Origin of the sequence: Alteribacillus persepolensis (genome assembly GCF_900099605.1) — a bacterium.
Lineage (GTDB): Bacteria > Bacillota > Bacilli > Bacillales > Marinococcaceae > Alteribacillus > Alteribacillus persepolensis.
Map to the genome: position 1 here is coordinate 22,562 of NZ_FNDK01000002.1, position 24,680 is coordinate 47,241.

The 24,680-nt window shown below is 42.0% G+C and carries 21 protein-coding genes; 16 read left to right on the forward strand and 5 right to left on the reverse strand.

Annotation, left to right across the window (positions count from 1 at the left end; translation table 11 throughout):
- Nucleotides 1-35: 35 nt before the first annotated feature.
- Entirely contained in the window at nt 36-1,817 is a 1,782-nt protein-coding gene (locus BLT18_RS03295) for an L-lactate permease (RefSeq protein ID WP_091271202.1), read from the forward strand.
- 106 nt (nt 1,818-1,923) lie between these two features.
- Here BLT18_RS03295 and BLT18_RS03300 read toward each other — a convergent pair whose 3' ends face one another.
- Nucleotides 1,924-2,115, reverse strand: a complete 192-nt coding sequence (locus BLT18_RS03300) for a hypothetical protein (protein ID WP_091271204.1) — start codon at nt 2,113-2,115, stop codon at nt 1,924-1,926.
- Between the two features lie 282 nt (nt 2,116-2,397).
- On the opposite strand from BLT18_RS03300, the gene BLT18_RS03305 reads away from it, so the two are divergent.
- On the forward strand, nt 2,398-3,993 hold the full coding sequence (locus tag BLT18_RS03305; protein WP_091271205.1) for a class I adenylate-forming enzyme family protein: 1,596 nt from the start codon (nt 2,398-2,400) through the stop codon (nt 3,991-3,993).
- Between the two features lie 8 nt (nt 3,994-4,001).
- On the opposite strand, the gene BLT18_RS03310 is transcribed toward BLT18_RS03305, so the two are convergent.
- Nucleotides 4,002-4,889 (reverse strand): LysR family transcriptional regulator, encoded by an 888-nt coding sequence (locus BLT18_RS03310; protein ID WP_175487357.1) that lies wholly within the window; start codon nt 4,887-4,889, stop codon nt 4,002-4,004.
- Between the two features lie 125 nt (nt 4,890-5,014).
- Here BLT18_RS03310 and BLT18_RS03315 point away from each other — a divergent pair, with 125 nt between their 5' ends.
- The 7 genes from BLT18_RS03315 (at nt 5,015) to BLT18_RS03345 (ending at nt 13,595) form a co-directional block, all read left to right on the forward strand.
- The gene (locus BLT18_RS03315; RefSeq protein WP_091271208.1) at nt 5,015-6,778 is read left to right on the forward strand and encodes a thiamine pyrophosphate-requiring protein; all 1,764 of its coding nucleotides are present in this window, start codon (nt 5,015-5,017) and stop codon (nt 6,776-6,778) included.
- A 217-nt stretch (nt 6,779-6,995) separates the two neighbouring features.
- The gene (locus BLT18_RS03320; RefSeq protein ID WP_091271210.1) at nt 6,996-8,456 is read left to right on the forward strand and encodes an aldehyde dehydrogenase family protein; all 1,461 of its coding nucleotides are present in this window, start codon (nt 6,996-6,998) and stop codon (nt 8,454-8,456) included.
- 30 nt (nt 8,457-8,486) lie between these two features.
- Nucleotides 8,487-9,557 (forward strand): TRAP transporter substrate-binding protein, encoded by a 1,071-nt coding sequence (locus BLT18_RS03325; RefSeq protein WP_091271212.1) that lies wholly within the window; start codon nt 8,487-8,489, stop codon nt 9,555-9,557.
- A gap of 57 nt (nt 9,558-9,614) precedes the next feature.
- A complete protein-coding gene (locus BLT18_RS03330; protein WP_091271213.1) occupies nt 9,615-10,097 on the forward strand; it encodes a TRAP transporter small permease in 483 nt (160 codons plus the stop codon).
- Nucleotide 10,098: 1 nt separating this feature from the next.
- A complete protein-coding gene (locus BLT18_RS03335; RefSeq protein WP_091271215.1) occupies nt 10,099-11,364 on the forward strand; it encodes a TRAP transporter large permease in 1,266 nt (421 codons plus the stop codon).
- Between the two features lie 376 nt (nt 11,365-11,740).
- Entirely contained in the window at nt 11,741-12,649 is a 909-nt protein-coding gene (locus BLT18_RS03340) for a malate dehydrogenase (protein WP_091271216.1), read from the forward strand.
- A 13-nt stretch (nt 12,650-12,662) separates the two neighbouring features.
- Entirely contained in the window at nt 12,663-13,595 is a 933-nt protein-coding gene (locus BLT18_RS03345; RefSeq protein WP_091271218.1) for a ketopantoate reductase family protein, read from the forward strand.
- Nucleotides 13,596-13,652: 57 nt separating this feature from the next.
- Here BLT18_RS03345 and BLT18_RS03350 read toward each other — a convergent pair whose 3' ends face one another.
- Complete coding sequence (locus BLT18_RS03350) at nt 13,653-14,426, reverse strand: IclR family transcriptional regulator (RefSeq protein WP_091271220.1); 774 nt, start codon at nt 14,424-14,426, stop codon at nt 13,653-13,655.
- Nucleotides 14,427-14,597: 171 nt separating this feature from the next.
- Between BLT18_RS03350 and BLT18_RS03355 the strand changes: the two genes are divergently transcribed.
- The 7 genes from BLT18_RS03355 to BLT18_RS18640 all read left to right on the forward strand — a co-directional run bounded on the left by BLT18_RS03355 (nt 14,598) and on the right by BLT18_RS18640 (nt 21,416).
- Nucleotides 14,598-15,635, forward strand: coding sequence for a TRAP transporter substrate-binding protein (locus BLT18_RS03355; protein ID WP_091271222.1), 1,038 nt, complete (start codon nt 14,598-14,600; stop codon nt 15,633-15,635).
- Nucleotides 15,636-15,649: 14 nt separating this feature from the next.
- Nucleotides 15,650-16,183, forward strand: a complete 534-nt coding sequence (locus tag BLT18_RS03360) for a TRAP transporter small permease (RefSeq protein ID WP_091271223.1) — start codon at nt 15,650-15,652, stop codon at nt 16,181-16,183.
- A complete protein-coding gene (locus BLT18_RS03365) occupies nt 16,180-17,457 on the forward strand; it encodes a TRAP transporter large permease (RefSeq protein WP_091271225.1) in 1,278 nt (425 codons plus the stop codon). Before BLT18_RS03360 ends, BLT18_RS03365 begins: the two co-directional genes overlap by 4 nt.
- 95 nt (nt 17,458-17,552) lie before the next feature.
- Nucleotides 17,553-18,518, forward strand: a complete 966-nt coding sequence (locus tag BLT18_RS03370) for a fumarylacetoacetate hydrolase family protein (RefSeq protein WP_091271227.1) — start codon at nt 17,553-17,555, stop codon at nt 18,516-18,518.
- A 66-nt stretch (nt 18,519-18,584) separates the two neighbouring features.
- The gene (locus BLT18_RS03375) at nt 18,585-19,796 is read left to right on the forward strand and encodes an FAD-dependent monooxygenase (RefSeq protein WP_091271229.1); all 1,212 of its coding nucleotides are present in this window, start codon (nt 18,585-18,587) and stop codon (nt 19,794-19,796) included.
- 158 nt (nt 19,797-19,954) lie between these two features.
- The gene (locus BLT18_RS03380) at nt 19,955-21,061 is read left to right on the forward strand and encodes a cupin domain-containing protein (protein WP_091271231.1); all 1,107 of its coding nucleotides are present in this window, start codon (nt 19,955-19,957) and stop codon (nt 21,059-21,061) included.
- A gap of 232 nt (nt 21,062-21,293) precedes the next feature.
- Nucleotides 21,294-21,416 carry a hypothetical protein gene (locus BLT18_RS18640; protein WP_281242330.1) on the forward strand — a complete coding sequence of 41 codons (123 nt, stop codon included), beginning with the start codon at nt 21,294-21,296 and terminating at the stop codon, nt 21,414-21,416.
- A 25-nt stretch (nt 21,417-21,441) separates the two neighbouring features.
- Here the strand turns inward: BLT18_RS18640 and BLT18_RS03385 are convergent, their stop codons facing one another.
- Nucleotides 21,442-22,632 carry an ROK family protein gene (locus tag BLT18_RS03385; protein WP_091271233.1) on the reverse strand — a complete coding sequence of 397 codons (1,191 nt, stop codon included), beginning with the start codon at nt 22,630-22,632 and terminating at the stop codon, nt 21,442-21,444.
- A gap of 141 nt (nt 22,633-22,773) precedes the next feature.
- Nucleotides 22,774-24,672, reverse strand: coding sequence for a TRAP transporter permease (locus tag BLT18_RS03390; RefSeq protein ID WP_091271235.1), 1,899 nt, complete (start codon nt 24,670-24,672; stop codon nt 22,774-22,776).
- Between the last annotated feature and the right edge of the window lie 8 nt (nt 24,673-24,680).

The window sequence follows — 24,680 nt, forward strand, 5'->3', positions numbered from 1 at the left end:
CAAAATATTTTGAAAAAAGGAAAGAGGGGTAGAAAATGAGCACCGGGTTATTGGCGTTTTTATCATTGTTACCTATTATTGTCGTCGCCATCTTTCTCGTTGGGTTTCGCTGGCCTGCTAGTAAAGCTATGCCAATTTCTTTTGTCGTGGCCGTTGTCTTGGCATTGTTTGTATGGGGGGTGCCAGGAGACATCGTAGCCGCGGCATCGGTTAATGGTCTGGTTACCGCGATATCGTTGCTGTATATCATTTTTGGGGCCATCCTGCTGTTGAATACGCTGCAAGAAAGCGGCGGGCTGAAGACGATCCGGCAGGGGTTTACCGATATTTCCCCGGACCGGCGTGTACAAGTTATTATTATTGCATGGTTGTTTGGTTCCTTTATTGAAGGGTCGGCTGGATTTGGGACACCGGCAGCTGTTGCCGTACCTTTGTTGGTCGGTCTGGGTTTTCCCGCCATGGCAGCAGTTGTAGCGGGGATGGTTATACAAAGTACACCGGTGTCGTTCGGAGCGGCAGGGACTCCAATGCTTGTTGGTGTACAAGAAGGACTGGCAGCTGATGCTTCGATTACGAATGATTTCTTGGCTCTTACGTATGACATTGCAGGAAAAGTCGCGATTCTGCATGCTGTGGCAGGTTTTCTCATTCCGCTTTTTATGGTTGCTCTCATGACGGGGTTTTTTGGTAAAAATAAATCATTTGCTGAAGGATTGAAAATATGGAAATTTGCACTATTTGCTTCGGTGGCAATGACTATACCATATGTTATTGTTGCGAATTTCCTTGGCCCGGAATTTCCTGCGATGATTGGAGGGTTAATTGGGCTTGCGATTGTTGTTCCTGCAGCGAAAAAAGGGTTTTTAATGCCGGCTGAGCAGGACGTGTGGGACTTTGACGACAAATCCAAATGGAACCCTGAATGGATTGGCTCGATTGAAATTAAAGATATCGCTCATAAAAGCGGCAATATGAGCATGATTCGTGCATGGACGCCGTATGTATTAATTGGTGTTATTCTAGTCATTACAAGACTTCCTGTTTTTCCATTTAAAGAATGGATGAATGCTTGGACATTAGGGATGAACAATGTGTTTGGAACAGAGGTTTCTGCAGGGTTTGAGCCGCTGTTTTCTCCTGGTACGGTATTTATTGTTGTTTCTCTTATCACTTATTTTCTTCACGGCATGAATGGAACATCTTACAAGAAAGCCTGGTCTCATTCTGCCAAAACGATGATTGCAGCTTCTGCTGCATTAATATTTACAGTGCCGATGGTTCAAGTCTTTTTGAATTCAGGAGGCGGTACAGCTGGTTTTGAAAGCATGCCGGTTGAATTAGCCGGTGCGGTGGCTGCAGCAGCTGGTGAATTCTGGCCGTTATTTGGAACCTTTATTGGCGGTATGGGCGCATTCATTGCGGGGAGTAATACCGTTAGTAATATGATGTTTTCGTTGTTTCAGTTTGATGTAGGAACGCGCATTGGCGTAGATTCTACCTGGATTGTCGCGCTGCAGGCTGTCGGTGGAGCGGCAGGAAACATGATCTGTGTGCACAATGTTGTAGCAGCATGCGCAGTAGTTGGGCTTGTCGGAAAAGAAGGAGCAATCATTCGAAAAACAATATTCCCATTCCTGTACTACGCTTTATTAACAGGGGCGTTAGGCTATTCGATCGTATGGTTTGGCGACAAAGGATTGTTTAACTTAGGGACATTCATTGTTGCTGCTATCGGCCTTATGGTATTCTACCTCATTTTGACAAACAACAAGCGGGTTCCAACGGACTTAAAACAAGACAAGACGGCAGGGATGTAGTAAACGAAGCACAAGTTTCCTGAAGATGGAGCTTGTGCTTCTTTGCAGCTACTATCTGGTGTAATGCAGGATAAAAACCGTGCTTTTTCAAGTGTTGTACCTTTTATTAAACATCGTTTTCGCTCTCAAGGATCTGTTCCTCATCAGGAGGAAGGTCCGGCTCGTGTTCTTCTTCGATTGCTCCGGCTTCTGTGCCTTCTACAAACGGGTCCGCTACTTGCTCTTGGGGAACAGGAAATTCGCTTAACATACTTTCTTCTGCTGGGTTATTTTTTGGCGGCTGATTTTTTTTCTTCATAATAAACCTCCTTTTATAGCCGTTATTAGTCATTATGTGTCATTATTGTGGATGATATGAACGAAGAGATGGTATATACATGGGGGACAGTGATATGTGTGTTGGCTGGAATCACAAAATGATAATAGCAGTATTGACAATTTTTAAAAAACTACTATTATAAAATATAGATAATTTAGTTCTCTAATTTAAGAATGTGATGTGTGAAGGTCTCTTCTGGAAAGAAGAGTTATGTTGTTGAAGTCTTTGAAAGCGTTAACACATTTAGCGGAGGGGATGCATATGAGTTTGAATGCTACACCGGAAACGGCGCTGACGATTCACGAATTAATAACCGAGGCTGCCAGTCGTTATCAGCAGCGTCCCGCCTTATTTGATGGGAAAAATCAGTTTACTTTTGCAGAGCTGGACAAGCTGTCCGCGCGAGTAGCCAAACATTTTTTAAAGCTTGGTTTGAAAAAAGGCGATGTGATTGCCGTACAACTGCCGAACACGTGGGAATTCGTTATTGCTCATCTTGCTGCAGCAAGGGCTGGACTTGTTTTTAATCCACTAAGTCCAAATTATCGAAAAAACGAGTTGTCGTATATGTTGGGACATTGTGAGACGAAAGCGTTGATTACCACTAATCAATTAAAAGGGTTTCGCCACGATGCATTAGCGGCAGAACTAAAAGAAAGCTTGCCAGCCTTAGAGCACACGATTATTACGGGAGCGTCGGAAGAAACGGATCATATTAATTTTTATTCCTTTATGAAAGAAGACCCTGTTGGTATTGCGGAAGAAGACATGGAGCAGAACCTCCCTTCTATGGACGATCCGGCAGTAATTATGTTTACATCTGGTACAGAATCGAACCCAAAGGCAGTTCTTCATACGTTTCAAACGTTTGTCCCGGCTCATTTGATGAATGGAAAGGAATACAAAGTAACCGAAGAAGATACCATTCTTAGTGTAACGCCTCTTTGTCATATGTTTTCTTTGCCTATGATTATTATTGGAATGAAATATGGCGCCAAGCAATATTTATACCGTGATTATCAAGTAGATACGGTGATTGATGTGTTAAAAAGAGATAGCATTAGCTTTTTCATTGCTGCACCAGCACATTTAATTGATATGATTCATCACCTTCGTACTATCGACCGCGCGGATGTGAAGATGCGTTTGATTTTAACAGGGGGAACGAAAATCCCTGCGCAAATGGTAAAAGATTTGCGTGAACTGCTTGATTGCAGCGTCGGAGCGCAGTGGGGGATGACCGAAGTGTGCGCCGGTACATTTACAAGGCCGGATGATAATCCGTCTTATGCATGGGAAACAGTTGGAAAGGCGACACCAGCAGGAGAAGTAATAATCGTCAATGATCAATATGAACAAGTTCCACGAGGCGAAACAGGGGAAATAGCATTTAAAGGCGAATGTTTGTTCAAGGAATATTATAAGAATGAAGCCGCGACAAAAGAGGCGTTTTCAGAATCTGGGTATTTCCTAACCGGAGACCAAGGGTGGCTCGATGAAAAAGGCTATCTCCATTTCGTTGGCAGAACGAAAGATACCATTAATCGCGGCGGCTTAAAGTACCATGCATCCGAAGTAGAAGAGGCATTAAATATGCATCCAAATATTCAACAGTCCGCTGTTGTCAGTGTTCCTGACCCAAGACTTGGGGAGCGCGGCTGTGCCTATGTTTCCCTGCGTGAAAACAAGTCATTTGACCTTGAAGAAATGAAGCAGTACCTGTTGGAAAAAGGATTTGCTAAATATAAGGTGCCGGAATTTTTAGAAGTCAGAGAATCGCTGCCGGCAACTCCTTCAGGCAAAATTTCCAAAGGGCCGCTGAGAAAAGAAGCAGCCCACTTACAGCCGTCCAAATAGGAAGAAAGTTAGTACGCTGCTTTCACTTTGTACGTAGCAAGCAAGTGGTCGATAAACGCCTTGCTTGCTGCTGGAGTGAAAGTATTTTTTTGAAAAATCACCCCGACTTCTTTTTTCGGAAGAGGGTCGTTGAGACGGACGAGCTGGACTCTGCGGTCATTCATTTTTTCCACATAGGATTTGGGCAGGATGGTGACGCCATTATTGTTGACGACCATTTCTAATAAAGAAAACGTATCTGATAGTTCAACGAGCGGATGGATTGTTAATCCCTTTTGCTGACAGTACGCATCAACATTTTGGCGCAAGGCATAATGTTTTTGGAGCAGAAATACTTTTTCTTTTTCAATCCGTGCCAAAGACGTTTCTGCTTCTTGGGACAAGGGGTGTTCTTTTGAACAAACTAAAAACAATTCGGATGTAAACAGAGGAATACAATGCATGCGCCCATCGTGAACCGGCAGAAATACAACACCGATATCAAAGGAGCCATGCAAAATGTTATCTACTGTTTCTTCTGTCGTTGTATCAATAATGGACAGCTCGATATCAGGAAACTGCTCATGAAAAGAAAGAATAGCATTGTGCAGAAGGTGATTGCCAGAACAGCCAATGGTTATTTTTCCGCGTTTGACATCGTGAATTTCTTGTATTTCTGATTCTGCTTGCTGCAGTTCATAGAATATTCGTTTGGCACGGTACAGCAAGACTTTTCCTGAATCTGATAAATATATCTTTTTTCCTTTTTGATAAAAGAGCTTGGCGTCGATGCGTTTTTCGAGCAGCCGAATTTGCTGGCTTAATGTAGGCTGGCTGATTCCAAGTTTCTCCGCTGCCTTTGTATAATGCAGCTCTTCACTTAAAACAATAAAATATTCAAGCAAACGCAATTCCACGGGGATCATCCTTTATCATAGACGTAAACTATCGTTTTTATAGTTATAATAGTATTGTACTATTGTTAATTGCAAGATACAATGAAGACAATAGATTGGTAAGCTAATAAAGGGTGTGTGTGCATATGAGTCATTCTTATACAACGAGCACGGCTTTTCTAGAAGCATTGCAGGAAGCAGGAGTATCTTATCTTTTTTCCAACTTGGGAAGTGATCATCCAGGCATTATTGAGAGTTTGGCTGCAGCCAAACAAGAAGGGAAGCCGCTGCCAAAAGTTATCACGTGTCCGCACGAGATGGTAGCATTGAGCATAGCTCACAGTTATGCTCAAGTAACTGGAGAACCCCAAGCGGTGTTAGTACATGTTGAATGCGGAACACAAAATTTAGGCGGAGCACTTCACAATGCCTATAAAGGCCGAGTGCCGGTACTAATCTTTGCAGGAGCCTCTCCTTACACGCAAGAGGGAGAACTGCCGGGAAGCCGAAACGAATTTATTCACTGGATTCAAGATGTTCCAGACCAGCGCGGAATTGTAAGGGGTTACATGAAATATGATAATGAAATCCGCACGGGGGCAAATGTAAAACAGCTTGTTCACCGAGCATTACAAATTTCGAAAAGCCAGCCAAAGGGTCCGGTCTATTTAATGGGGCCGCGTGAAGTGATGGAAGAGGAAACAGAGCCAGCGGCGGTGCAGGCAGATAAATGGAAACCAGTTTCTCCAGCCGCTATGCCTCCAGAAGAGGTAGACAAAGTGGTTCATGTGCTGAAAACGGCAGAGAATCCAGTGGTTGTTACATCGTACCTTGGCAAAAACACAGAAGCGGTAAAGGAACTGGTTCAGTTTAGCGAAACGTATGCTGTTCCTGTCATCGAATCCGTTTCGAACTATATGAATTTTCCAGCAGATCATCCAATGCACTGCGGCTACCAATGGAATGAACCGTCTCAGCACGAACTGCTTGAAAAGGCTGATGTGGTGCTCGTATTTGATAGTGATGTGCCTTGGATACCAACAAAAAATAAGCCGTCTGATACGAGTACCATCTATTATTTCGATGAGGAGCCGTTAAAAGAATCCATGCCGTTGTGGTATGTTTCAGCAGAAGAAATGTACCAGGTCGATGCGAAAACAGCTCTCTCGCAATTAAACAAACGTTTGATTGAGAGCGGCATAGATGAAGGTGTTATTGCGAAACGCTGGGAGCGTATCACTCGTTATCATCAACAGCTTTGTAAAGAAAGAGATGAAAAAGAAGTCTATCAAGAAAATGTTATTACGCCGGAGTACTTAACAGCCTGCATCCGTGAAGCGATTGATGACGATACCATTGTGGTAAACGAAGGAATTTCTAACTTTGATACAATCTATCGGCATTTGCAGCGAACAAAGCCCGGCTCTATTATCGGAAGCGGCGGCGGATCACTCGGCTGGAACGGCGGTGCTTCTCTAGGGGTGAAACTATCCGCAAAAGATAAAAAGGTCGTGAATTTGACCGGGGACGGTTCTTATATGTTTAGTGTGCCTTCTACAGTCCATTGGATGTCAAGAAAATATGACCTTCCGTTTTTAACGGTTATCTATAACAATCGCGGCTGGAAGTCTCCTAAACTTTCTACGCTGGGAGTGCACCCGCAAGGAACAGCCTATCAAACAGATAATTACTGGGTAGACTTTGAACCACATGCTGACCTTGCTGGTATAGCACAAGCATCAGGAGGGGCTTTTGCTAAAACAGTGAAAGATCCAAAAGATGTAAAAGAAGCATTAAAAGAAGCGATGGCGGCGGTTGAGGAAGGACGTTCCGCTGTTCTTGATGTCTATCTTCCAGCTATTAAAGAAGAAGAGAAAAGTCAAAAACATACGTATGTACATGGTTTATAAAAATGTTTCATATAGAAGAAAACTATTCTTTCATGTGAAAACAATAAACGGTAAGGTAAAGGAAGTGAACTGTTGCAGTCGCTCTCTTTATCTTTGGTCTTTCTTGTAAGCGTTTTAATTTGAAGCTCTGTGAGGGATGGCAGTTCTTGCGTTCAACATGCAGCAGAGCCTCATTTGAAATACAAATGTGAAATGAAATCAAAAGGAGTGATTATGGATGGAACGTTTTGAAAATTGGAACAAAAGCTATATCAATGGGGAATGGGTGGAAGGAAACAGTACGAGCACGTATACAAATGTCAATCCGTTTGATGATTCTGTTATTACAACGTTTAAACTAGCTGACAAAGCCCAGCTCGCAGAGGCGTTTGAAACAGCCGCAGATGCTCAAAAAAGCTGGGCAGCTTCGACGACCGAAGAAAGAAAGGAAGTTATACAAAAATCACTTGATTATTTAAAAAATCATCAAGACGATATTGTTCAAACGATTGTTCATGAAACGGGCGGTACAGTACTGAAAGCAAATATTGAGCTGCATTTAACGCTAGAAGTGTTAGAGGAAGCATTAAACTATGCCGGCGAGCTGGATGAAGTGAAGGAAGTCCCGGCAGCAATAGAAGGCAAAGTAAATCACATTCACCGCCTTCCTTTAGGAGTTATAGCGTCTATTTCACCATTTAATTTTCCAATGAATCTATCAATGAGAACGATCGCTCCTGCTATTGCACTTGGCAATAGTGTCGTTCATAAACCAGATATTCAAGTCGGATTAACCGGAGGGGTTATTTTAGCGAAAGCTTTTGAAGCGGCAGGTCTGCCAAAAGGCGTTTTTAACATGATTATTACCGACATACCTGAAATCGGTGATGACATGCTGACTAATCCTGCAGCAGAACTTATTAGTTTTACAGGATCGACCGAAGTAGGAAAACACATTGGAGAGATTGCCGGAAGAAACTTGAAAAGAGTGGCGCTTGAATTAGGGGGCAACAGTCCGTTTGTTGTGATGTCGGATGCAGACGTGGACCAGGCAGTGCAGGCGGCTGTTTTTGGTAAGTTTGTTCATCAAGGACAAATCTGCATGATTATTAACCGTATAATTGTTCATGAAGATAAATATGAAGAATTTACAGAAAAATTTGCAGAAAAGGTAAAACAGCTTCCATATGGAGATCCAAGCAATCCAGAGACTGTTATTGGACCACTCATTAATCAAACACAGATGGAGAAAGTGCTAGGTCTTGTAGAAGAAGCGAAACAAAGCGGAGCAAAGCTGGCGGTAGAAGGCAAAAAAGAAGGAAATGTGCTAACTCCGTTTGTCTTTACCAATGTCGATAATAACAGCCCAATCGCTCAAAGCGAATTGTTTGGTCCTGTTGCTTTAATTATTAAAGCGCAGTCGAATGAAGAAGCAGTGCAGCTGGCTAATGATACCGATCATGGATTAAGTTCGGCTATTTTCACTAGTGATTTAGAAAAAGGACAGCAGTATGCGCTCGACTTGGACGCTGGAATGACACATATTAATGACCAGACAGTAAATGATGCCCCTAATGTTCCGTTTGGCGGTAACAAACAAAGCGGTGTCGGACGGTTTGGAAATCCATGGGTTGTTGATGAATTTACGGTAATGAAGTGGGTATCAACGCAAAAAGAAAATAGATCATATCCTTTTTAAACAAAAAAGTCTGCAGCAAGGGAGGCCCCGATGATGCATAAACGTTTATTTTTCAGCGCAGCGTTACTATTTATCGTAATCATTGCCGCAGGGTGTGGAGGGTATTCTAATCCAAATCAGGATATAGAAGCAGCCAGCGGCAGTCCAATTACAGCGGATATTAATCAGGCTGCCCAGCAAGAAACAGACGATGATGCTCTTGTGTTACGTTTAGGACACCAGACGCCAGAAGAAACGAATTATCATAGAGCATCTCTTCGGTTTAAACAATTAGTCGAGGAGAAGACAAACGGTGAAGTGCGAATTGATATTTATCCTTTCCGGGAGTTAGGCACTGATCGTGAACTGCTGGAATCGATGCAGTTTGGCACGATTGATTTAGGGATGATTTCGGGGCCTCCTGTATCAGGATTTGCTCCGGAAGCAGCTGTTTTAGACCTTCCTTATCTGTTTGAAGACTGGGACCATGTAAACGCATTTCTAGAGTCGGATGTGTTAAAAGAACACAATAATCTGACAGAAGCAGCAAACATTAAGACACTGGGAACGATGGCTAGAGGGTATCGGCATATTACAACGAGTAAGGGTCCAATTTTAACACCAGATGATTTAAATGGAGTCACGCTGCGAGTAATCGAAAGTCCTGTATATGTCGATGCGTATGAAGCATTGGGCGCTAGTCCGCAAAGCATGAATTTTGGAGATGCTTATACAGCTTTAGAACAAGGCGCCATTGATGGACAAGAAAATACAATCGATATTGTTTATGACGAAAATGTATATGAAGTTAACAACCATGTATCAAAAACAGGAGTAAACTTTGCATTTGGTTTTCTGATGGCGAGTAAAGACCGGTTTGAATCATGGCCGGAAGATGTCCAGCAAGCGATCATGGAAGCTTCGGAAGAGGCGCTGGCGAAAACGAACGCGGAAAATGAAGTAAATGAGGAAAAATACGAAGAGGTTTTACTGGAAGAAGGCATGGAAATTCACGAAGTAGATACAGGTCCTTTTCAAGAACAAGTAGAAGGTGTATATGAAGAGTGGATTGATAAACACGGAAGTGACATGCTAAGAGACATCCAAGCCTTGGCTGAGTAATGATTACGCTGTGAAAGCCGGCTAGACGGTACTCATATAGAAGGGAAGTGACATCTATTGAAGGTCATACACGGAATTAGTGAATGGATTGATCGGTTTGTCCGTGCTATTATCACAACCTTTTTAATTGTGATGACAGGGATACTGGCTGCTCAAATTATTGCCCGTTCTGTGTTTCAAGGCGGGTTCGTTTGGACAGATGAAATGGCCAGGTTTTTGATGATTGCATTTGTGTTTTTAGGAGCTTCTGCAGCCATTAAAGACCGCAGCCACATTACTGTATCGATACTAGAAGACTGGAAGCCTTCATTAAAAAAGTGGCTGGCTCCAATACAGTGGGTTGTGATGATGGCTTATGCAGTGTTTATTGTCATCGTTGGCTTTGAAACGCTTAGTATTGTCAGGCACCAATTATCTGTCAACATGGGAATTTCCATGGGATACGTCTACATTGTACTGCCCATTGCAGCACTTATAATGATTATTCACCTTGTAGCTAGAATTGGCAAAAAAGAAAAGGAAGAGGAGGTGACTAACTAGTATGGTAGCTTTGTTTTTTGGAATGACTATTCTTTTGTTTTTATTAGGTGTGCCGTTAGGAATTACGATTGGCATGTCGTCCATGCTCTACATACTATTTGCCGATATCACACCAATGATTGTTATACAACGGCTGTTTACTGGTATTGATGTTTCTTCCTTACTGGCAATCCCTTTCTTTATTCTAGCAGGAAACTTGATGTTAACAGGCGGCTTGGCCCAGCGGATTCTCGATTTAGCTAATTCTGTACTAGGACGCAGTACAGGCGGTTTAGCATTAGTAACGGTTTTAGCTTGTATGTTTTTTGCTGCTATTTCGGGAAGTTCAATTGCAACAGCTGCAGCTTTAGGCACACTGATGATACCTGCAATGGTAGAGAAAGGATATGACCGTAACTTTGCTACAGCTGTCGTGTCGACAGCAAGTCCAATGGGGGTCATTATCCCGCCAAGTGTAACATTAATTATCTATGGAAGCTTGGCAGGTGTCTCTATCTCTGATTTATATACAGCTGGAATCCCGGCCGGTATTATTGTCGGCGGAGCCTTATTGATTGTTACGTATCTCGTTTCCCGAAAAAAAGGGTACCGCGGCAGCGGAGAGCCGTTTGAATGGAAAACGTTTTGGAGCGCGCTGTTCCGGTCGTTGTGGGCCTTGGGAACTCCGGTTATTTTAATTGGCGGTGTCTTCTCTGGAATCTTCACGCCAACAGAGTCCGGGGTAGCAGCTGTCGTGTATGCTATTTTGATTGGAATGTTTATTTACAAGGAATTGAACATAAAGGACTTCGGCAGAATCTTTTTAGATTCGGCCAAAACGACAGCGACTATTATGTTTATTATTGCAAACGCTTCCCTTTTTGCATATGTACTGGCATATGAAAATATACCAAGTGCTCTCGTGTCAGGATTTTTGACCGTTTCTGAAAATCCAGTTGTCATTTTATTAATTATTAACATTATTTTACTTATCTTTGGCATGTTTATGGATACCATTGCTATTTTAGTTATTGTTGTGCCAATGTTTTTGCCAGTGATTAATGCGCTGGGGATCGATCCGGTGCTGTTTGGCATTATTGTGATTGTAAACACAGCGATTGGTATGTGTACACCACCATTTGGGGGCACATTGCTCGTAGCGACGGATACGGCCAAAACAAAACTGTTTAACACAGCGTTTCGATCTGGATATTCTATTATGTCATTAATAGTTGCACTTTTGTTAATTACGTATATTCCTATATTAGTGATGTTCCCGTTATGGTAGTGCACATTGGCTGTCCTTTTCACGAAGGGCAGCTTTTTACAAAGCAGGAGAGTGTAAATATTTAGCGTTTTCATTGTTTGGCATAAGTGCACATGATAAAGAGGAGCTTTTGCTAAAACCGTGAACGTCCTGTTCGCAGCACAAAAGTCAGCACCTCCTGTTAAAGCCAGTTCGGCGTTGTCACAGGAGGAGACGCTCTTAGTTTCTGATGTTTAAGGCGCTTATGCCTTTCATTGTCTAGCACAAGCGCCTACTCGCTCGAGGTTCCTTCGGTCCGTCCAGGGAAAGCAAAGAACAGCTTTCCGTATGGCCGGCCCTGCAGGACTTGTAACTCGTGGTCAAGGTGCTTGTGCCTTTCTAAAAAGGAGGTTTTCCGGTGAATAAGGTCACCATTATTGGCGGTGCTGGTACGCTGGGTTCGGCTTGTGCTTTTCAGCTGGCTGCGCATCCAGCCATTGATGAAATAGGCTTAATCGATGTGAATAAAAATCTTTTAGATAATCACGTGATGGATTTGCAAAATGCATATCCACATAAAGAGATATATCGTGGAGATAATCAAAATCTGGAAAATACAGATATTGTTTTAATCACAGCCGGTATTCCCAACCGTAATAACGTTCAGTCCCGGCAGGAATTTTTAGACGGAAACATCCAATTGTTTCGCGAGTTTGGAACATCTATTAAAAAGTACGCGCCGGAAGCTCTCATTATCACTGCTTCAAATCCGGTAGATGTGTTGAATTATTATTTACATGAAGCGTTTCATTTCTCACGCCGGCAGCTGATCGGCTATACGTTAAACGATTCGTTCCGCTTTGAATGGGCGATTCGGCGTGTACTGTCCTTTTCCCGTCATGATTACATTGAAGCTAGTGTACTTGGCGAGCACGGAGACGCTCAAGTTCCAGTGTTCAGCCGGGTGAAACGAAACAATGAACCTTTTTCGGTTGACGCTTTTGATCAACAAAAAATCCGGCAGATGCTGCAAACATGGTTTCAAGATTTTAACCAATTAAACGTCAATCGAACGACGGGGTGGACGACTGCTTATGGAATAGGAGTGCTCGTCGATAAACTGCTGCAAGATAATGGACAAGATACCATCGCTTCGAGTGTGTTGCAAGGAGAGTACGGCGTAAGCCACGTTAGTTTGGGCGTGCCGGTAACAGTGAATAAACAAGGTATACAACAAGTTCATGAATGGATGTTGTCCAGTGAAGAAGCCGAGCGTTTTCAGCGGGCAAAAGATGCGGTAGCGTCTCTGATCAGAAATTACATATAAGGGGGCATCTGTAGTGAAGATAGCAATTGCTGGTGCGGGAGCAATGGGCAGCCGTTTTGGGTTTATGCTTCATAGTGCAGGCAATGACGTGGTACTGCTGGATATGTGGCAGGAGCATGTCCGCGCCATTCAAAACAAAGGATTAGAAGTAGTGCATGACAGCGGGCAAGAAACCATAACGATAGAAGCGAGTCATCCACGTGATTATTACGGCAAGCCGGATGTTTTCATTCTTTTTACAAAAGCGATGCAAACAGAAGACATGCTTTGTAAATGCCAGCATTTACTCGGGGCGGATGTCAAGGTTCTGACGTTGCAAAACGGTCTTGGGAATATTGACGTCATTGAACAAAGAATGCCAAAAGAAAACATATTTGCGGGCGTAACAACGTTTGCTGCTAAGCTGTTAAAGCCGGGACAAGTAGAAGCATTGGGCTCTGGAGATACAGAAATAATGCAAATATATGGAAATGATACAGAAGCTTTGTTACATCTTATTGATACATTTAATCATGCCAATATCCATGCGGCACTATCACAAGACGTGATGAAAAGTATTTGGCAGAAAGCCGCCTTTAACTCTGTGCTGAATCCGTTATGTACATTAATGCAAAATACGGTTGCCGCCATAGGAGGGTACTCTCGCATTGATCAATTAATCGAGCCGCTGGTAGAGGAGATCATTACCGTGGCAAAAGCAGAAGAAGTGATATTAGAGAAAGAGAACATGCTGCGTATGATACGCGGCGTCTTTGATCCTTCTATGTCCGGACATCATATGTCTTCTATGTACCATGACGTGAAAAATGGCCGAAAAACAGAGGTTGATTTTTTAAATGGTGCGATTGTGGAAAAAGCACAGCGTTATCATATTGATGTTCCATATAATCACATGCTGTACCACCTTATTTCTATGCTTGAAGAAACCGCACCATCGTATGCATAACTCCTATTGTAGCACCCAGCCTTACTCATTTCACGGAGAAGGCTGGTTTTTTATTTGTTATGTGTGAGAGGTCTCCAAAAAGCTGGACATTTCCATGCCTTTTTGCTTTATAAATTGTGTCATTGGATCATCCAGTGTTTGTGGAATGCGGTGGGTGAAACCAACAACAGTAACTGTTCCAACAACAAACTGATTGAAATTTAAAATTGGTACGGCTACCGAAGAAACGGATGGAGTAATTGGTTCACTGGCAAACGCAACACGATGTTGCTCAATATGCGCTTGATCGGTTAACAGTTCCTCTTGCTGCGTCTTGTCTAATTTAGCAAACTCTTCTTTTTTCCACTCTTCCATTATTTCCGTTGGATACGTGTATACTAGTTTGCCAGTAGAAGAAAACAGAGGAAGCCGTGTTCCGATTTGTGCACCGACATTTAACGTTTGTGTATTATGCAGCATTTTTACAACCAGTGGTCCTTGTTCTGTATTACAAGCGTAAAGAACCGTTTCATTTGTTTCATCGCGAAGCTGTTTTAAATAAGGGGTAATTTGTTCAATAATATTTTCTTGGTCAATTGCTTGAAAGCCGTACTCAGCCAGCTTTGGTCCAATGAAGTATTCTCCGCTGAATGGGTTTCGATGCAGCATGCCAAGTGCTGTTAACGTATTTAAATATTTATAAAGGTTATTTTTGGAAATAGAAAGTTCTTTGTAAATGTCATTATATTTAAGCGGCCTATTTTTTTGCGAAATGACTTCAATAATGGACAAGCCAACTTGAAGGGATTGAATCATTTCGGCTTTTTTGAATGTTTTTTTCGTGTAGTCCAAGCCCTGTTCCCTCCTTTCACTTCATGGTAGCATATCATGAATCTGTTCATCGTGATATGCAAAAATAGATTGACATTTGGAAGGGGTTACATATACCCTATTTTATATAGTGTACTAATTTCACTATATAGTCAATGAAGAATCGCAGCCGTATGAACAGGAGGGGAACACATGAAACGATTACTACACGGTAGCGTGCTGCTTTTTTTAACAACGATGACACTTGTTGGATGTAGTTTTTCTTCGTCTGTTGACAATGAAACAAATGAATCCAATGAAGAGGGGATCAAAGAAAGAAACTTTGTAACCGCTCACATCGTGCCTGAAGGACATGTCTGGCATCAAAGCTTGCTTGTTCTTGAAGAAGAAGTGGCCGAGGCAACGGACGGGAAGTGGACATTTGATTATTACCCGCAAGGAACATTAGGGAATCAAAACGATATGTATCAGCAATTACAAGTAGGTTCAATTGACTTATCGGTGTTGGTTGGGGCTGAACTTAACAGTCACTCTGAAGCTTTCGCATCTTGGACTATGCCTTTTATTATGCGTAACCATGAAGATGCTTTTGAAATGGCTCAAACAGAAGAAGCCCACGCTCTTTTTGAAACACTCGATCAAGTAGAAGGCAAAGGGTATTTTTTCGCAGGCATGCGCCATGTGCTGGCAAAGAATGGCCCAATTGAATCGATAGAAGATTTACAAGGTGTGCCTCTTCGGATCAGTCCGAGCCCAGCTATTACTGATTTTTGGCAAGAAGCCGGGGCAGGCCCTACACCGGTTCCAGCGGCTGACTTGTATACCTCCTTTCAAACGGGAGTAGTGGATGCCATTGATATTGACCTGGATTTGATGATGAATAACGCCTACAACGATATTGGGAGTTATTTTACTCCACTGAACCACATGACGTGGCCAGGGACAGTTTTATTGAACGAACAACTATGGAACGACTTTAGTGAAGAAGAAAAAGAAATATTTAATAACGCACTAGAAAAAGCCATTGCTGCAAATAAAGAAATGGTAATTCAAATGGAACAAGATTATATGCAAGATTTTGAAGAACAAGGCGGAACAATCAGTAACATTGAAAATCTTGATCCCTTTTATGAAGTGGCCGAGAAAGTTCATAAGGATTATGGAGAGAGAAACGATTATATACAAGATTTCATAGATAAAGCCAAAGAAATCTCAGAATATGACCGCTAGGAGTGAGACAAGCCATGGTGCATCACATCGATCGCTGGTTTCAACGCTTTATAAAAGGTATGTCCAAAGCAGTAGAAGTCATTTGTATGATTAGCGTCGGAGCAATAGCAGTCGTTACGATTTTAGCTTTTGTTTCGAGATATATTTTGCAAAGTCCCATCATCGGAACAGATGAGATAGCTCTGTATTTGTTAGTGTGGATAACATTACTTGGAGCAGCTTTAGGTATTCATAAAAATGACATGGTCGCATTGACACTGGTAAAAGACAGAATGAACGGTAAAAGCCTGACCGTTTTAAATATCATTTTGCAGTTGATTATCTTTTTGTTTTCTCTTTTAGGGTTATGGTTTGGAACGATATGGCTGTTATCGTCCAGCATTTTGGAAGCCGTATCCGCGTCATTGGAAATACCGCTGTGGATACCGTTTATGATTTTTCCAGTGTCCATGTTAATTATGGCCGTTTTTTCCCTTAACAATATAATAAAACAATTGAAAAACAGAGAGGTTTCAGCCAGTGAAGCAGGAGAGGGGGAATCAACATGATACTAGGTTTTATCGCAGTTTTTGCTGTACTGCTTCTTATTGGTTTGCCGATTGCCTATGTTCTGGGCGTCTCGACTGTTTTTTACATTTTTCAAACAGACAACCTTGAGCTGCTGCTTTCGATACCGCAGCGTATGACCGGTGGTATTCAAAACTATGGGCTGCTGGCTATTCCTTTATTTGTTTTAGCCGGTGAATTAATGAACAAAGGCGGCATTACGACAAGGCTGATACGATTTGCCAAAGACATGGTCGGACATTTCAGAGGCGGTTTGGCTTACGTAAACGTTGTGACAAATATGTTTTTAGCCTCTATTATTGGTTCAGCTAATGCACAGACTGCTATGATGAGCCGTATTATGGTGCCTGAAATGGAAAAAGAAGGCTACAACAAAGAATTCAGTACGGCACTAACATCAGCGTCATCATTGCTTGGGCCGATTATACCGCCAAGTTTGCTGTTTATTATTTATGGTGTTACGGCAGAAGTGTCGATTGGAAACATGTTTATTGGCGGGATAATCCCCGGCATTTTACTGACGATTGGGTTTGTTATACTGATTTCTTTTATGGCTGTAAAGGAAAATTTTCCTAAACATAATCGTGTGAAAGTTCAAGAATTGATAAAAGCATTCTTTGTGGCGCTTCCTTCACTTAGTATTCCGTTCATTATTATCTTTGGGATACTAAGCGGCATGTTCACGCCGACAGAGTCTGCCGCAGCAGCCAGTTTTTTAGCGATGGTCATTGGTGGCGGACTGTATAAAGAATTAAAGATAAAAGATTTTCCGAAAATCTTTTTAAACACGGCGATGTACACGTCGATTGTGACGTTTATTATTGCGATGGCTACGATCTTTGGATGGGTTCTGTCGTTTGAACAAGTGCCGCAGCAGCTATCGGAATTTATGGTATCACTAACAGATAACGTGTACGTATTCCTATTTATCTGTATTATTTTGTTCCTTCTAGTAGGCATGGTTATTGAAGGAATGGCTGCCGTTATTATTTTGGTGCCAATTTTGCTTCCAGTAGCAGTGAATTATGGCATTGACCCTATTCAGTTTGGGATTATTATGTCTATTAATCTAGCGATTGGCTTAATCACGCCGCCTGTTGGAACTGTGTTATTTATCGCATCATCTATTACAAAAGTAAAATTTGAAACACTGGCGAAGTACGTTATTCCATTTGTCCTGGTTGCGTTAATAGCGCTTCTTATCATTGCATATGTGCCAGCTGTTACGACATGGCTGCCAAGCTTATGGCTGTAAATTTATTGTCTAAAACCAGTTGACAAAATTGTAAAACAATGAAATACTCTAAATAGTAAAATTAGTTCACTATTCCGATGAAAGGTGGAAGGTTCATGAAATTAGTAATGTTTCAGTTGAAAAGTGAAGAAAAAGAAAATCAACGCATCGGTGTTGTAGAAAACGATGTTGTTGTTGATTTGCAAAAAGCATATGCAGCACTATTAAAGGACGGAGGAAGCGTACGCGCAGAGGAAATGGCCAAGACGGTTTTCCCTTCTGAAACAGCGGAATTCTTAAAAGGCGGCGAGAAAAGCCTGGAAGAAGCTAAGTATGTTTTAAGCAGCGTTGAAAACGCTTCAGACGAATGGAAGAAACAGTGCACATTCCCACGAGATGAAGTGAAGCTTAACGCACCAGTTCAAGCGCCGCAAAAAATTCTCTGCGTTGGTCACAACTATCGTGAACATATTTTGGAAATGGGACGTGACTTGCCAGAATATCCAGTGTCCTTTGCGAAATTTGCGAATACAATTATCGGACCAGAAGACGATATTCCAAAGTATGACATTTCGGATCAATTGGACTATGAAGCAGAATTTGCCATCGTTATCGGAAAACGAGCTTGCAACGTGAAAAAAGAAGACGCGCTTGATTATGTAGCAGGTTATACTGTTGCCAATGACGTAACATATCGTGACTTGCAAAGAAGAACGTTACAGTGGCTGCAAGGTAAATCTGTAGACGGAACAGCACCACTAGGTCCTTGGCTTGTAACATCCGATGAGCTTACTGATCCTTCTAATCTAGAAATCTCTCTATCTGTAAATGGAGAAGAAAGACAACGTTCCAATACGAAAAACCTTGTGTTCAGCGTAGAAGATCTCGTCGAATTCTTCTCTGGTCTTATGACTCTTGAACCAGGCGACGTCATTCTTTCCGGAACACCTGGCGGCGTAGGATTTGCAAGAGATCCGAAAACATTTATGAAAGACGGAGATGTCTGCACAGTAAACATCGATTCTGTAGGTACATTGGAAAACCGTGTCAAGGCAGCGAAAAGAGCCGAAGTGAAATTGTAATCGCGTTCATATTTTTTAATAAAACAGCAAGAGAGTATTCAAAACTATCACAAAGAGGTGTCACGTATGAGCAATAACACACTTCCTATGACAATTATTGGTGGAGGAATTGGCGGATTGGCAGCTGCTTTAGGAGCTGCCGATGCCGGTCATAAAGTAGCTGTACTAGAGCAAGCTCCAGAGTTTGGTGAGATTGGTGCAGGTATTCAGTTGGCACCGAATGCCATGGCTATCTTAGATCGCTTTAATTTGTTAGGCGAACTTGATAAATACGCTGTTTATCCTCAGCGCCTTGTTTTAAAAGACGCATACACAGGTGAAGAGCTGTCCGCTTTGGACTTGGGAGATGCATTTAAAGAAAGGTACGGCTATTCTTACACAGTTATGCACCGTACAGACCTTCATAAAGTGCTGCTTGAAGCGTGTGAGAGAAATGATGATATTACGCTTCTAACAAACCATATGATTACTGATATTCAACGCGGTCCGGATTCTGTTACTATTTCGTGTGACAATGGCAAGACATATGAAGCTGATTCTCTTATTGGAGCAGATGGATTATGGTCTGAAAGCCGTAAGCAGATTATAGATGATGAAGCAATCTGCTCTGAGTACGTCGCTTACCGTGGTGCGATTCCAATGGAAGAAATTAGTGAACACGCGGATTTTGATGACGTTATTATGTGGATCGGCCCGCATCTTCACCTCGTACAGTATCCGATACGCAGAAAAGAATTGTACAACCAAGTAGCTGTGTTTAGAAGTTTCAATTACACAAAAGAAATCGAGCATACCGATCAATGGGGTACACCAGAAGAGCTTGATGAACATTTTGGTCGTTGCGTGCCGGAAGTTCAAAATGCTGTTACATTTATGCAGCGTCAAAGAAGATGGCCATTATATGACCGTGAACCGTTAGAAAAGTGGGCAGAAGGTAACTTTACGCTTTTAGGTGACTCTGCACACCCAATGCTTCAATATTTGGCACAAGGGGCTTGCCAAGCACTAGAAGATGCTGATTCACTTACGAATCAGTTGAAAGAAAACAACAGTGTAGAAGATGCATTCCAAGCATATCAGCAAGAAAGAGTAGCTCGTGCTAATAAAGTGCAGAAAACAGCTAGAACATGGGGAGACATTTTGCATACCGATAACGATATTGCCACGTTGACAAGAGATGCATATATGAAAGAACGCGACGCGCAAGATTTTGAAATCGTAGATTGGTTGTATGGACATTTTGTTAATAGTACAGATAAAACAACGGTTAACAAATAAAACTTTCACCTAGAAAAAGAGTTCGTACATGCATTTGTTGTACGAACTCGACTGCAACAACCAGCGTCTTTCCAGCAAGAAGCTTTTAGAATAAGGAAATTCCCATCATAAAACAATGCCAGCGCATCATTTCACGAGGAAGCTAAAGGAGGGGAAACATCATGGAAACCAATGCGTTTATGGAAAGTCAAGAGGTCAAAGATTTTAATAAAAAAATTGAAAAAGATGAGCTCGGTCCTCTTTGGAATGCTATTCCTGAGCTCGTCAGCAAAGAGCCGGCTCAACATGCAGAGCCGTATTTATGGAAAGGCAGCGTCATTAAAGAACACCTCATGGAAGCAACAAAAATATTCACCCCAGAACGTGGCGGGGAAAGACGCGCGATTTATCTTCAAAACCCAAAAATGAAAGATAGAGAGCCATGGGGATGGGGTGCAGCCACCCAAAACATTTATGCAGCGGTGCAATTAATCCTGCCTGGAGAAGAAGCACCTTCTCACCGTCATAAACAGAGCGCGCTTCGTTTCATTATGGAAGGAGAAGGCGCATACTCCATCGTTGATGGTGAACGGTTGTTTATGAATGAAGGCGACTTTGTTGTTACTCCGCAAGAGTGCTGGCACGGCCACGGCCATGAAGGAGAGGAACCAATGCTTTGGATGGATGTTCTTGATATCCCATTCATCTATTCAATTGGCGGTTCTTTCTTTGAAGGCTATCCAGAAGAAGGTGTCCAAAAGCCAGAAAGAGCGGATAACTATTCTCCGAACCACTATCAAGGCGGCCTTGTTCGCCCAATTAAAGACCGTAAGCCGAAGAAAGCTCCAGTTGGGACGTACAAGTGGCAGCAAACAAAAGAGGCGTTGGACGGTCTGGAAGAGTTTGATCCGGATGTATATGACGGACATGCAGTGGAGTTTATTAACCCAACAACAGGTGATACAGCAAATGTCAATATTGCTTCCTGGATGCAGCGTCTGCCGGTAGGATTCCGTGGGAAAGCACACCGCCATACAAACTCTTCTGTTGTTCATGTGCACAGCGGCAGCGGTTATTCCGTTATTGATGGAGTGAAGTTTGAATGGGAAAAAGGTGACTTTTTCGTTATTCCAAGCTGGTCTTGGCACGAACACGTAAATACTGGCGATGAAGCGGTTCACCTATTCTCTGTACATGACACACCAATTATGGAAACCTTTAACTTGCAGCATGAAGAAGAGTATAAAGATGGACATCAAGAAGTGAACAGTGTATTCCAACCGTAAATGATACATGGAAACCAAAAGGAAAGAGTGACTCATTCTCTTTTCCTTTTGGTTTTTTGCTTCTATAAAGTTTGCAGGGTCTGCGATCACCTCTGTTTTCTAGTTGCCGCCCGCCAAGTAATAGACAATCAAGCACACAGTATACCCACCTTGATATTTGCAGTAGCATCGTTTTTTATACATTAAAAACGATGGTGCTGTAAAAGGATAAGGAAAACAGCAGGCCTCCGCTATGACGACTCGACGACAAGCCGGCTTTTTCTGCTGTGGACAGGAGAGTGCAGTGCATGAGTATGAACCAGTCATCGATATGATTAAAATGTGTCAGTGGAATCCGGCAGCCGCCTGCACTTAAAGGTTTGGTATTAGTTAAGTGTTCGCTACAATTCAAAATAAGAATCGAGAACAAGTCTGGAGGCTCCGATTAAAGCTGCTTTCCCAGGCATAGAGGCTTTTTGAAAAGTACCGTCTATATCCTGAAATAGATAACGTTGAGCGGTTTCAACAACCTTTTCGTAATAGGAAGGATGTTGATGGATGAGCGGGCCGTCTAAGACCACTGTTTCGGGTTTGATGGTGTTCACTAAATTAGCTGCTCCAATACCTAAATATTCAGCAGAATTCAGAACAATCCGTTGAACGGTATCATGGCTGGATAAAAAAATACGCATGATATCATTGACAGAGGAATGGCTGGCATGAACATTTTCTTTTTCTATTATGGATGACACTTCAGCTTGAATGTTATCAAGCAGTGCTGGAAGCGATGTGTACGATACTAAACAACCTCTGTTACCACAGCGGCAAAGGTTTCCGTGTATATCTACAACCATATGTCCGTAACTTAATACATCTCCATGACGACTATGCCACAAACGGCGGTCGGATATAATACCGCATCCAAAGTTCCACGCGTTCATAATGTAGAGAAGACTATTAAATTGAGAGTGTTCATATATATATTCTCCCAATGCAGCTGTATTTGAGCCGTATTCAAGAAGCACTTTACAATGGAAATGTTCTTTTAGTTCTTTCACGATAGGAACTGCTTTCCAATCAGGAGCAGGGAAAAAACTAGGGTTTAGAATGAGACCATTTTGTTTGTCAATTGGTCCAATCGAACCGATTCCAATTCCCAAAAAATGATGAGATGAGACAGCATGTTTTTTTAGAAATTCTTTTATCGTCTGTATTATATGGTCTATAACCTTTGTAGAAGTGTGGCTTTGGGTTAACATAATTTGTTTATGTTCCCGTTCATTCCCTTTTATATCATACAAAGCAACTTGAACATGCATGCGAATAATATGAACACCGACAATATAAGATGCAGAAGCATTTACTTCAAATAAAACCGGCGGCCTCCCTCCATGTGGAACGTCCTCTCCGTATGAATATATTAAATCTTGGTTAACCAACTGTTGAATTAAGCGTACAACCTTTGAACGGTTAAGCTCCGTTTCTTTAATAATATCATTGCGTGAAATAGGTCCTTTTTGAAGGATAGTTTGATACACCATTTTTAATGGGATGTTTTTAATAGACGTATCTTGCAGCAGTGTCATTAACATAATTATCACCTAACTCAGTATGTATCTCTTGGATAATAAGCAGAAGGAAAAGAACCTTCTTTTGCAGGTTCTTTTCTTTCATTAGTAATATTGATATCTTATCTTAATTGTCTCGTGTCGCAAAGAGATAGCCACCGTGTTTTATTTGGCATCGTGTAAGACGGCATTTGTACGTGCAGCATCTTGTTGTTTTTTCCACTCACGGAAGAATACAGCAGCAATGATGATGAATCCAATGAAGTCGGTACCCCACCCAACAATCATTAATAGAAGGGCGCCAATCAAGAACAGGCTGCGTGATAGAAATTCGATTTTGTTCTTTAAGTGTCCTTCCATACCGACGCTAAGGGCAAAGATACCAACTAATGCTGTCACAAATGATCCGAGAATGTTAAACCAACTGCCATCGAAAATAAGAGCAGGGCCGTACACGAACATAAATGGCACAATAAAAGCAACTGAGGCTAATTTCACAGCCGTAAAAGACGTACTCATTGGGTTGGACTTTGCAATTCCGCTTGCGGCATAGGCTGCTATAGCTACAGGAGGTGTGATGGCTGAGAGAGTTCCATAGTAAAAAATAAATAAATGAGCAGCCAAGTCAGGAACACCTAATTGTGTGATAGCCGGCGCAGCAAGTGTCGCTAGAATGATGTAAGAAGCAACAGGAGGAAGTCCCATTCCCATAATAATAGAAGCAATCATCGTTAAGATAAGCAACGGGAATAAATTTTCTCCTGAAAGCTCAATAAGTATGCTGGAAAAACGCAGCCCAAGTCCTGTCATGTTAATAATACCAATAATTATTCCAGCACTTGCACACGCAGCGATGACAATAAGAGAAAGTTTTACACCTGATTTGATACATTCAACAATATCAGCTGGACTCATTCGTGTTTCTTTACGAAGCCATGAAGCAAGCGGCATTGCTATAATAGACCAAAAAGCGGCTTTAGGAGGATTCATTTGTTCGACAATTAAAAGGTAAATCAGTAAGAGCAGTGGCAGCAATAGATGTCCTTTTTGGACAAACAAGTACTTTAAGTTTGGTATTTCATAGTCATCTTTTTGATAAGATGCACCAATACGGGCTGCACGTAAATCTGCCATGATAAAAACAGCTATAAAATATAGAACGGCAGGGATAATTGCAGCTAAAATAACTTGAACGTAAGGAACTTGAAGAAAATCAGCAATTAAAAAGGCCACTGCACCCATAACAGGTGGAAGGAACATCCCGCCCGTAGAGGCCACCGATTCTACTGCACCAGCATACCGTGACGAATAACCACTTCGTTTCATTAGTGGAATCGTCAACACTCCTGTAGAGGACACATTCGCAACTTGGCTTCCACTTATCGTTCCAAATAAAGCGCTTGCAAGAATAGATACTTTAGTAGCACCACCACGAAACTTACCTACTAAAGCAAATGATAAGTCAATAAACAATTGTCCTGCTCCGGACTTTTCTAGAAAAGCCCCAAAGAGTACAAATAAAACAACGTATGTTGCAGAAACACCTAAAGGTACTCCAAGAATACCCCCTGCTGTTAAGGAAACGTTTGCAAGAATCTGTTCAAATGAAAAGCCGGAATGGGCAAATAATAGTGGCAAGTGATCCCCGAAAAAGGCAAACAGCAAGAAAACAGCGGCCAGAATTGGCAGTGTCCAGCCTATAATTCTGCGAGTAGCTTCTAACGTTAACAGAAGCGTCAATAATCCAACAATGGTTAGTTCAACACCTAGACTGCCAAAAAGTGAGTACAATTCTCTATAGTTCATAAAAAAGTAATAGCCAATATAAAGAGAGAGAAAAGCAAGAATAAAACTTATAATAATTTCCCAATTATTCTGTGTGTGCTCTTCTGTTTTTTTCTTAATGACAGGGTACAGCAAAAATATGAGAGCCAAACCAATACCAAGGTGCACACCGCGCTGTTGGACGGCGGGAAATAATTGAATCCCGCTGGCATACAGGTGAAACAGTCCTAAAGCCGTGGATAAACAAAGAATGAAAATAGATTGCACACGAAGAATCATTGCCTGGA

Excerpts from the sequence above, each read along its gene's own strand:
- BLT18_RS18640 (WP_281242330.1), top strand. The coding sequence starts at position 21,294 with ATGACGACTCGACGACAAGCCGGCTTTTTCTGCTGTGGACAGGAGAGT.
- BLT18_RS03325 (WP_091271212.1), top strand. The coding sequence starts at position 8,487 with ATGATGCATAAACGTTTATTTTTCAGCGCAGCGTTACTATTTATCGTA.
- BLT18_RS03360 (WP_091271223.1), top strand. The coding sequence starts at position 15,650 with ATGGTGCATCACATCGATCGCTGGTTTCAACGCTTTATAAAAGGTATG.
- BLT18_RS03385 (WP_091271233.1), bottom strand. The coding sequence starts at position 22,632 with ATGTTAATGACACTGCTGCAAGATACGTCTATTAAAAACATCCCATTA.
- BLT18_RS03300 (WP_091271204.1), bottom strand. The coding sequence starts at position 2,115 with ATGAAGAAAAAAAATCAGCCGCCAAAAAATAACCCAGCAGAAGAAAGT.
- BLT18_RS03375 (WP_091271229.1), top strand. The coding sequence starts at position 18,585 with ATGAGCAATAACACACTTCCTATGACAATTATTGGTGGAGGAATTGGC.
- BLT18_RS03335 (WP_091271215.1), top strand. The coding sequence starts at position 10,099 with ATGGTAGCTTTGTTTTTTGGAATGACTATTCTTTTGTTTTTATTAGGT.
- BLT18_RS03390 (WP_091271235.1), bottom strand. The coding sequence starts at position 24,672 with ATGATTCTTCGTGTGCAATCTATTTTCATTCTTTGTTTATCCACGGCT.
- BLT18_RS03295 (WP_091271202.1), top strand. The coding sequence starts at position 36 with ATGAGCACCGGGTTATTGGCGTTTTTATCATTGTTACCTATTATTGTC.
- BLT18_RS03370 (WP_091271227.1), top strand. The coding sequence starts at position 17,553 with ATGAAATTAGTAATGTTTCAGTTGAAAAGTGAAGAAAAAGAAAATCAA.
- BLT18_RS03305 (WP_091271205.1), top strand. The coding sequence starts at position 2,398 with ATGAGTTTGAATGCTACACCGGAAACGGCGCTGACGATTCACGAATTA.
- BLT18_RS03320 (WP_091271210.1), top strand. The coding sequence starts at position 6,996 with ATGGAACGTTTTGAAAATTGGAACAAAAGCTATATCAATGGGGAATGG.
- BLT18_RS03355 (WP_091271222.1), top strand. The coding sequence starts at position 14,598 with ATGAAACGATTACTACACGGTAGCGTGCTGCTTTTTTTAACAACGATG.
- BLT18_RS03315 (WP_091271208.1), top strand. The coding sequence starts at position 5,015 with ATGAGTCATTCTTATACAACGAGCACGGCTTTTCTAGAAGCATTGCAG.
- BLT18_RS03365 (WP_091271225.1), top strand. The coding sequence starts at position 16,180 with ATGATACTAGGTTTTATCGCAGTTTTTGCTGTACTGCTTCTTATTGGT.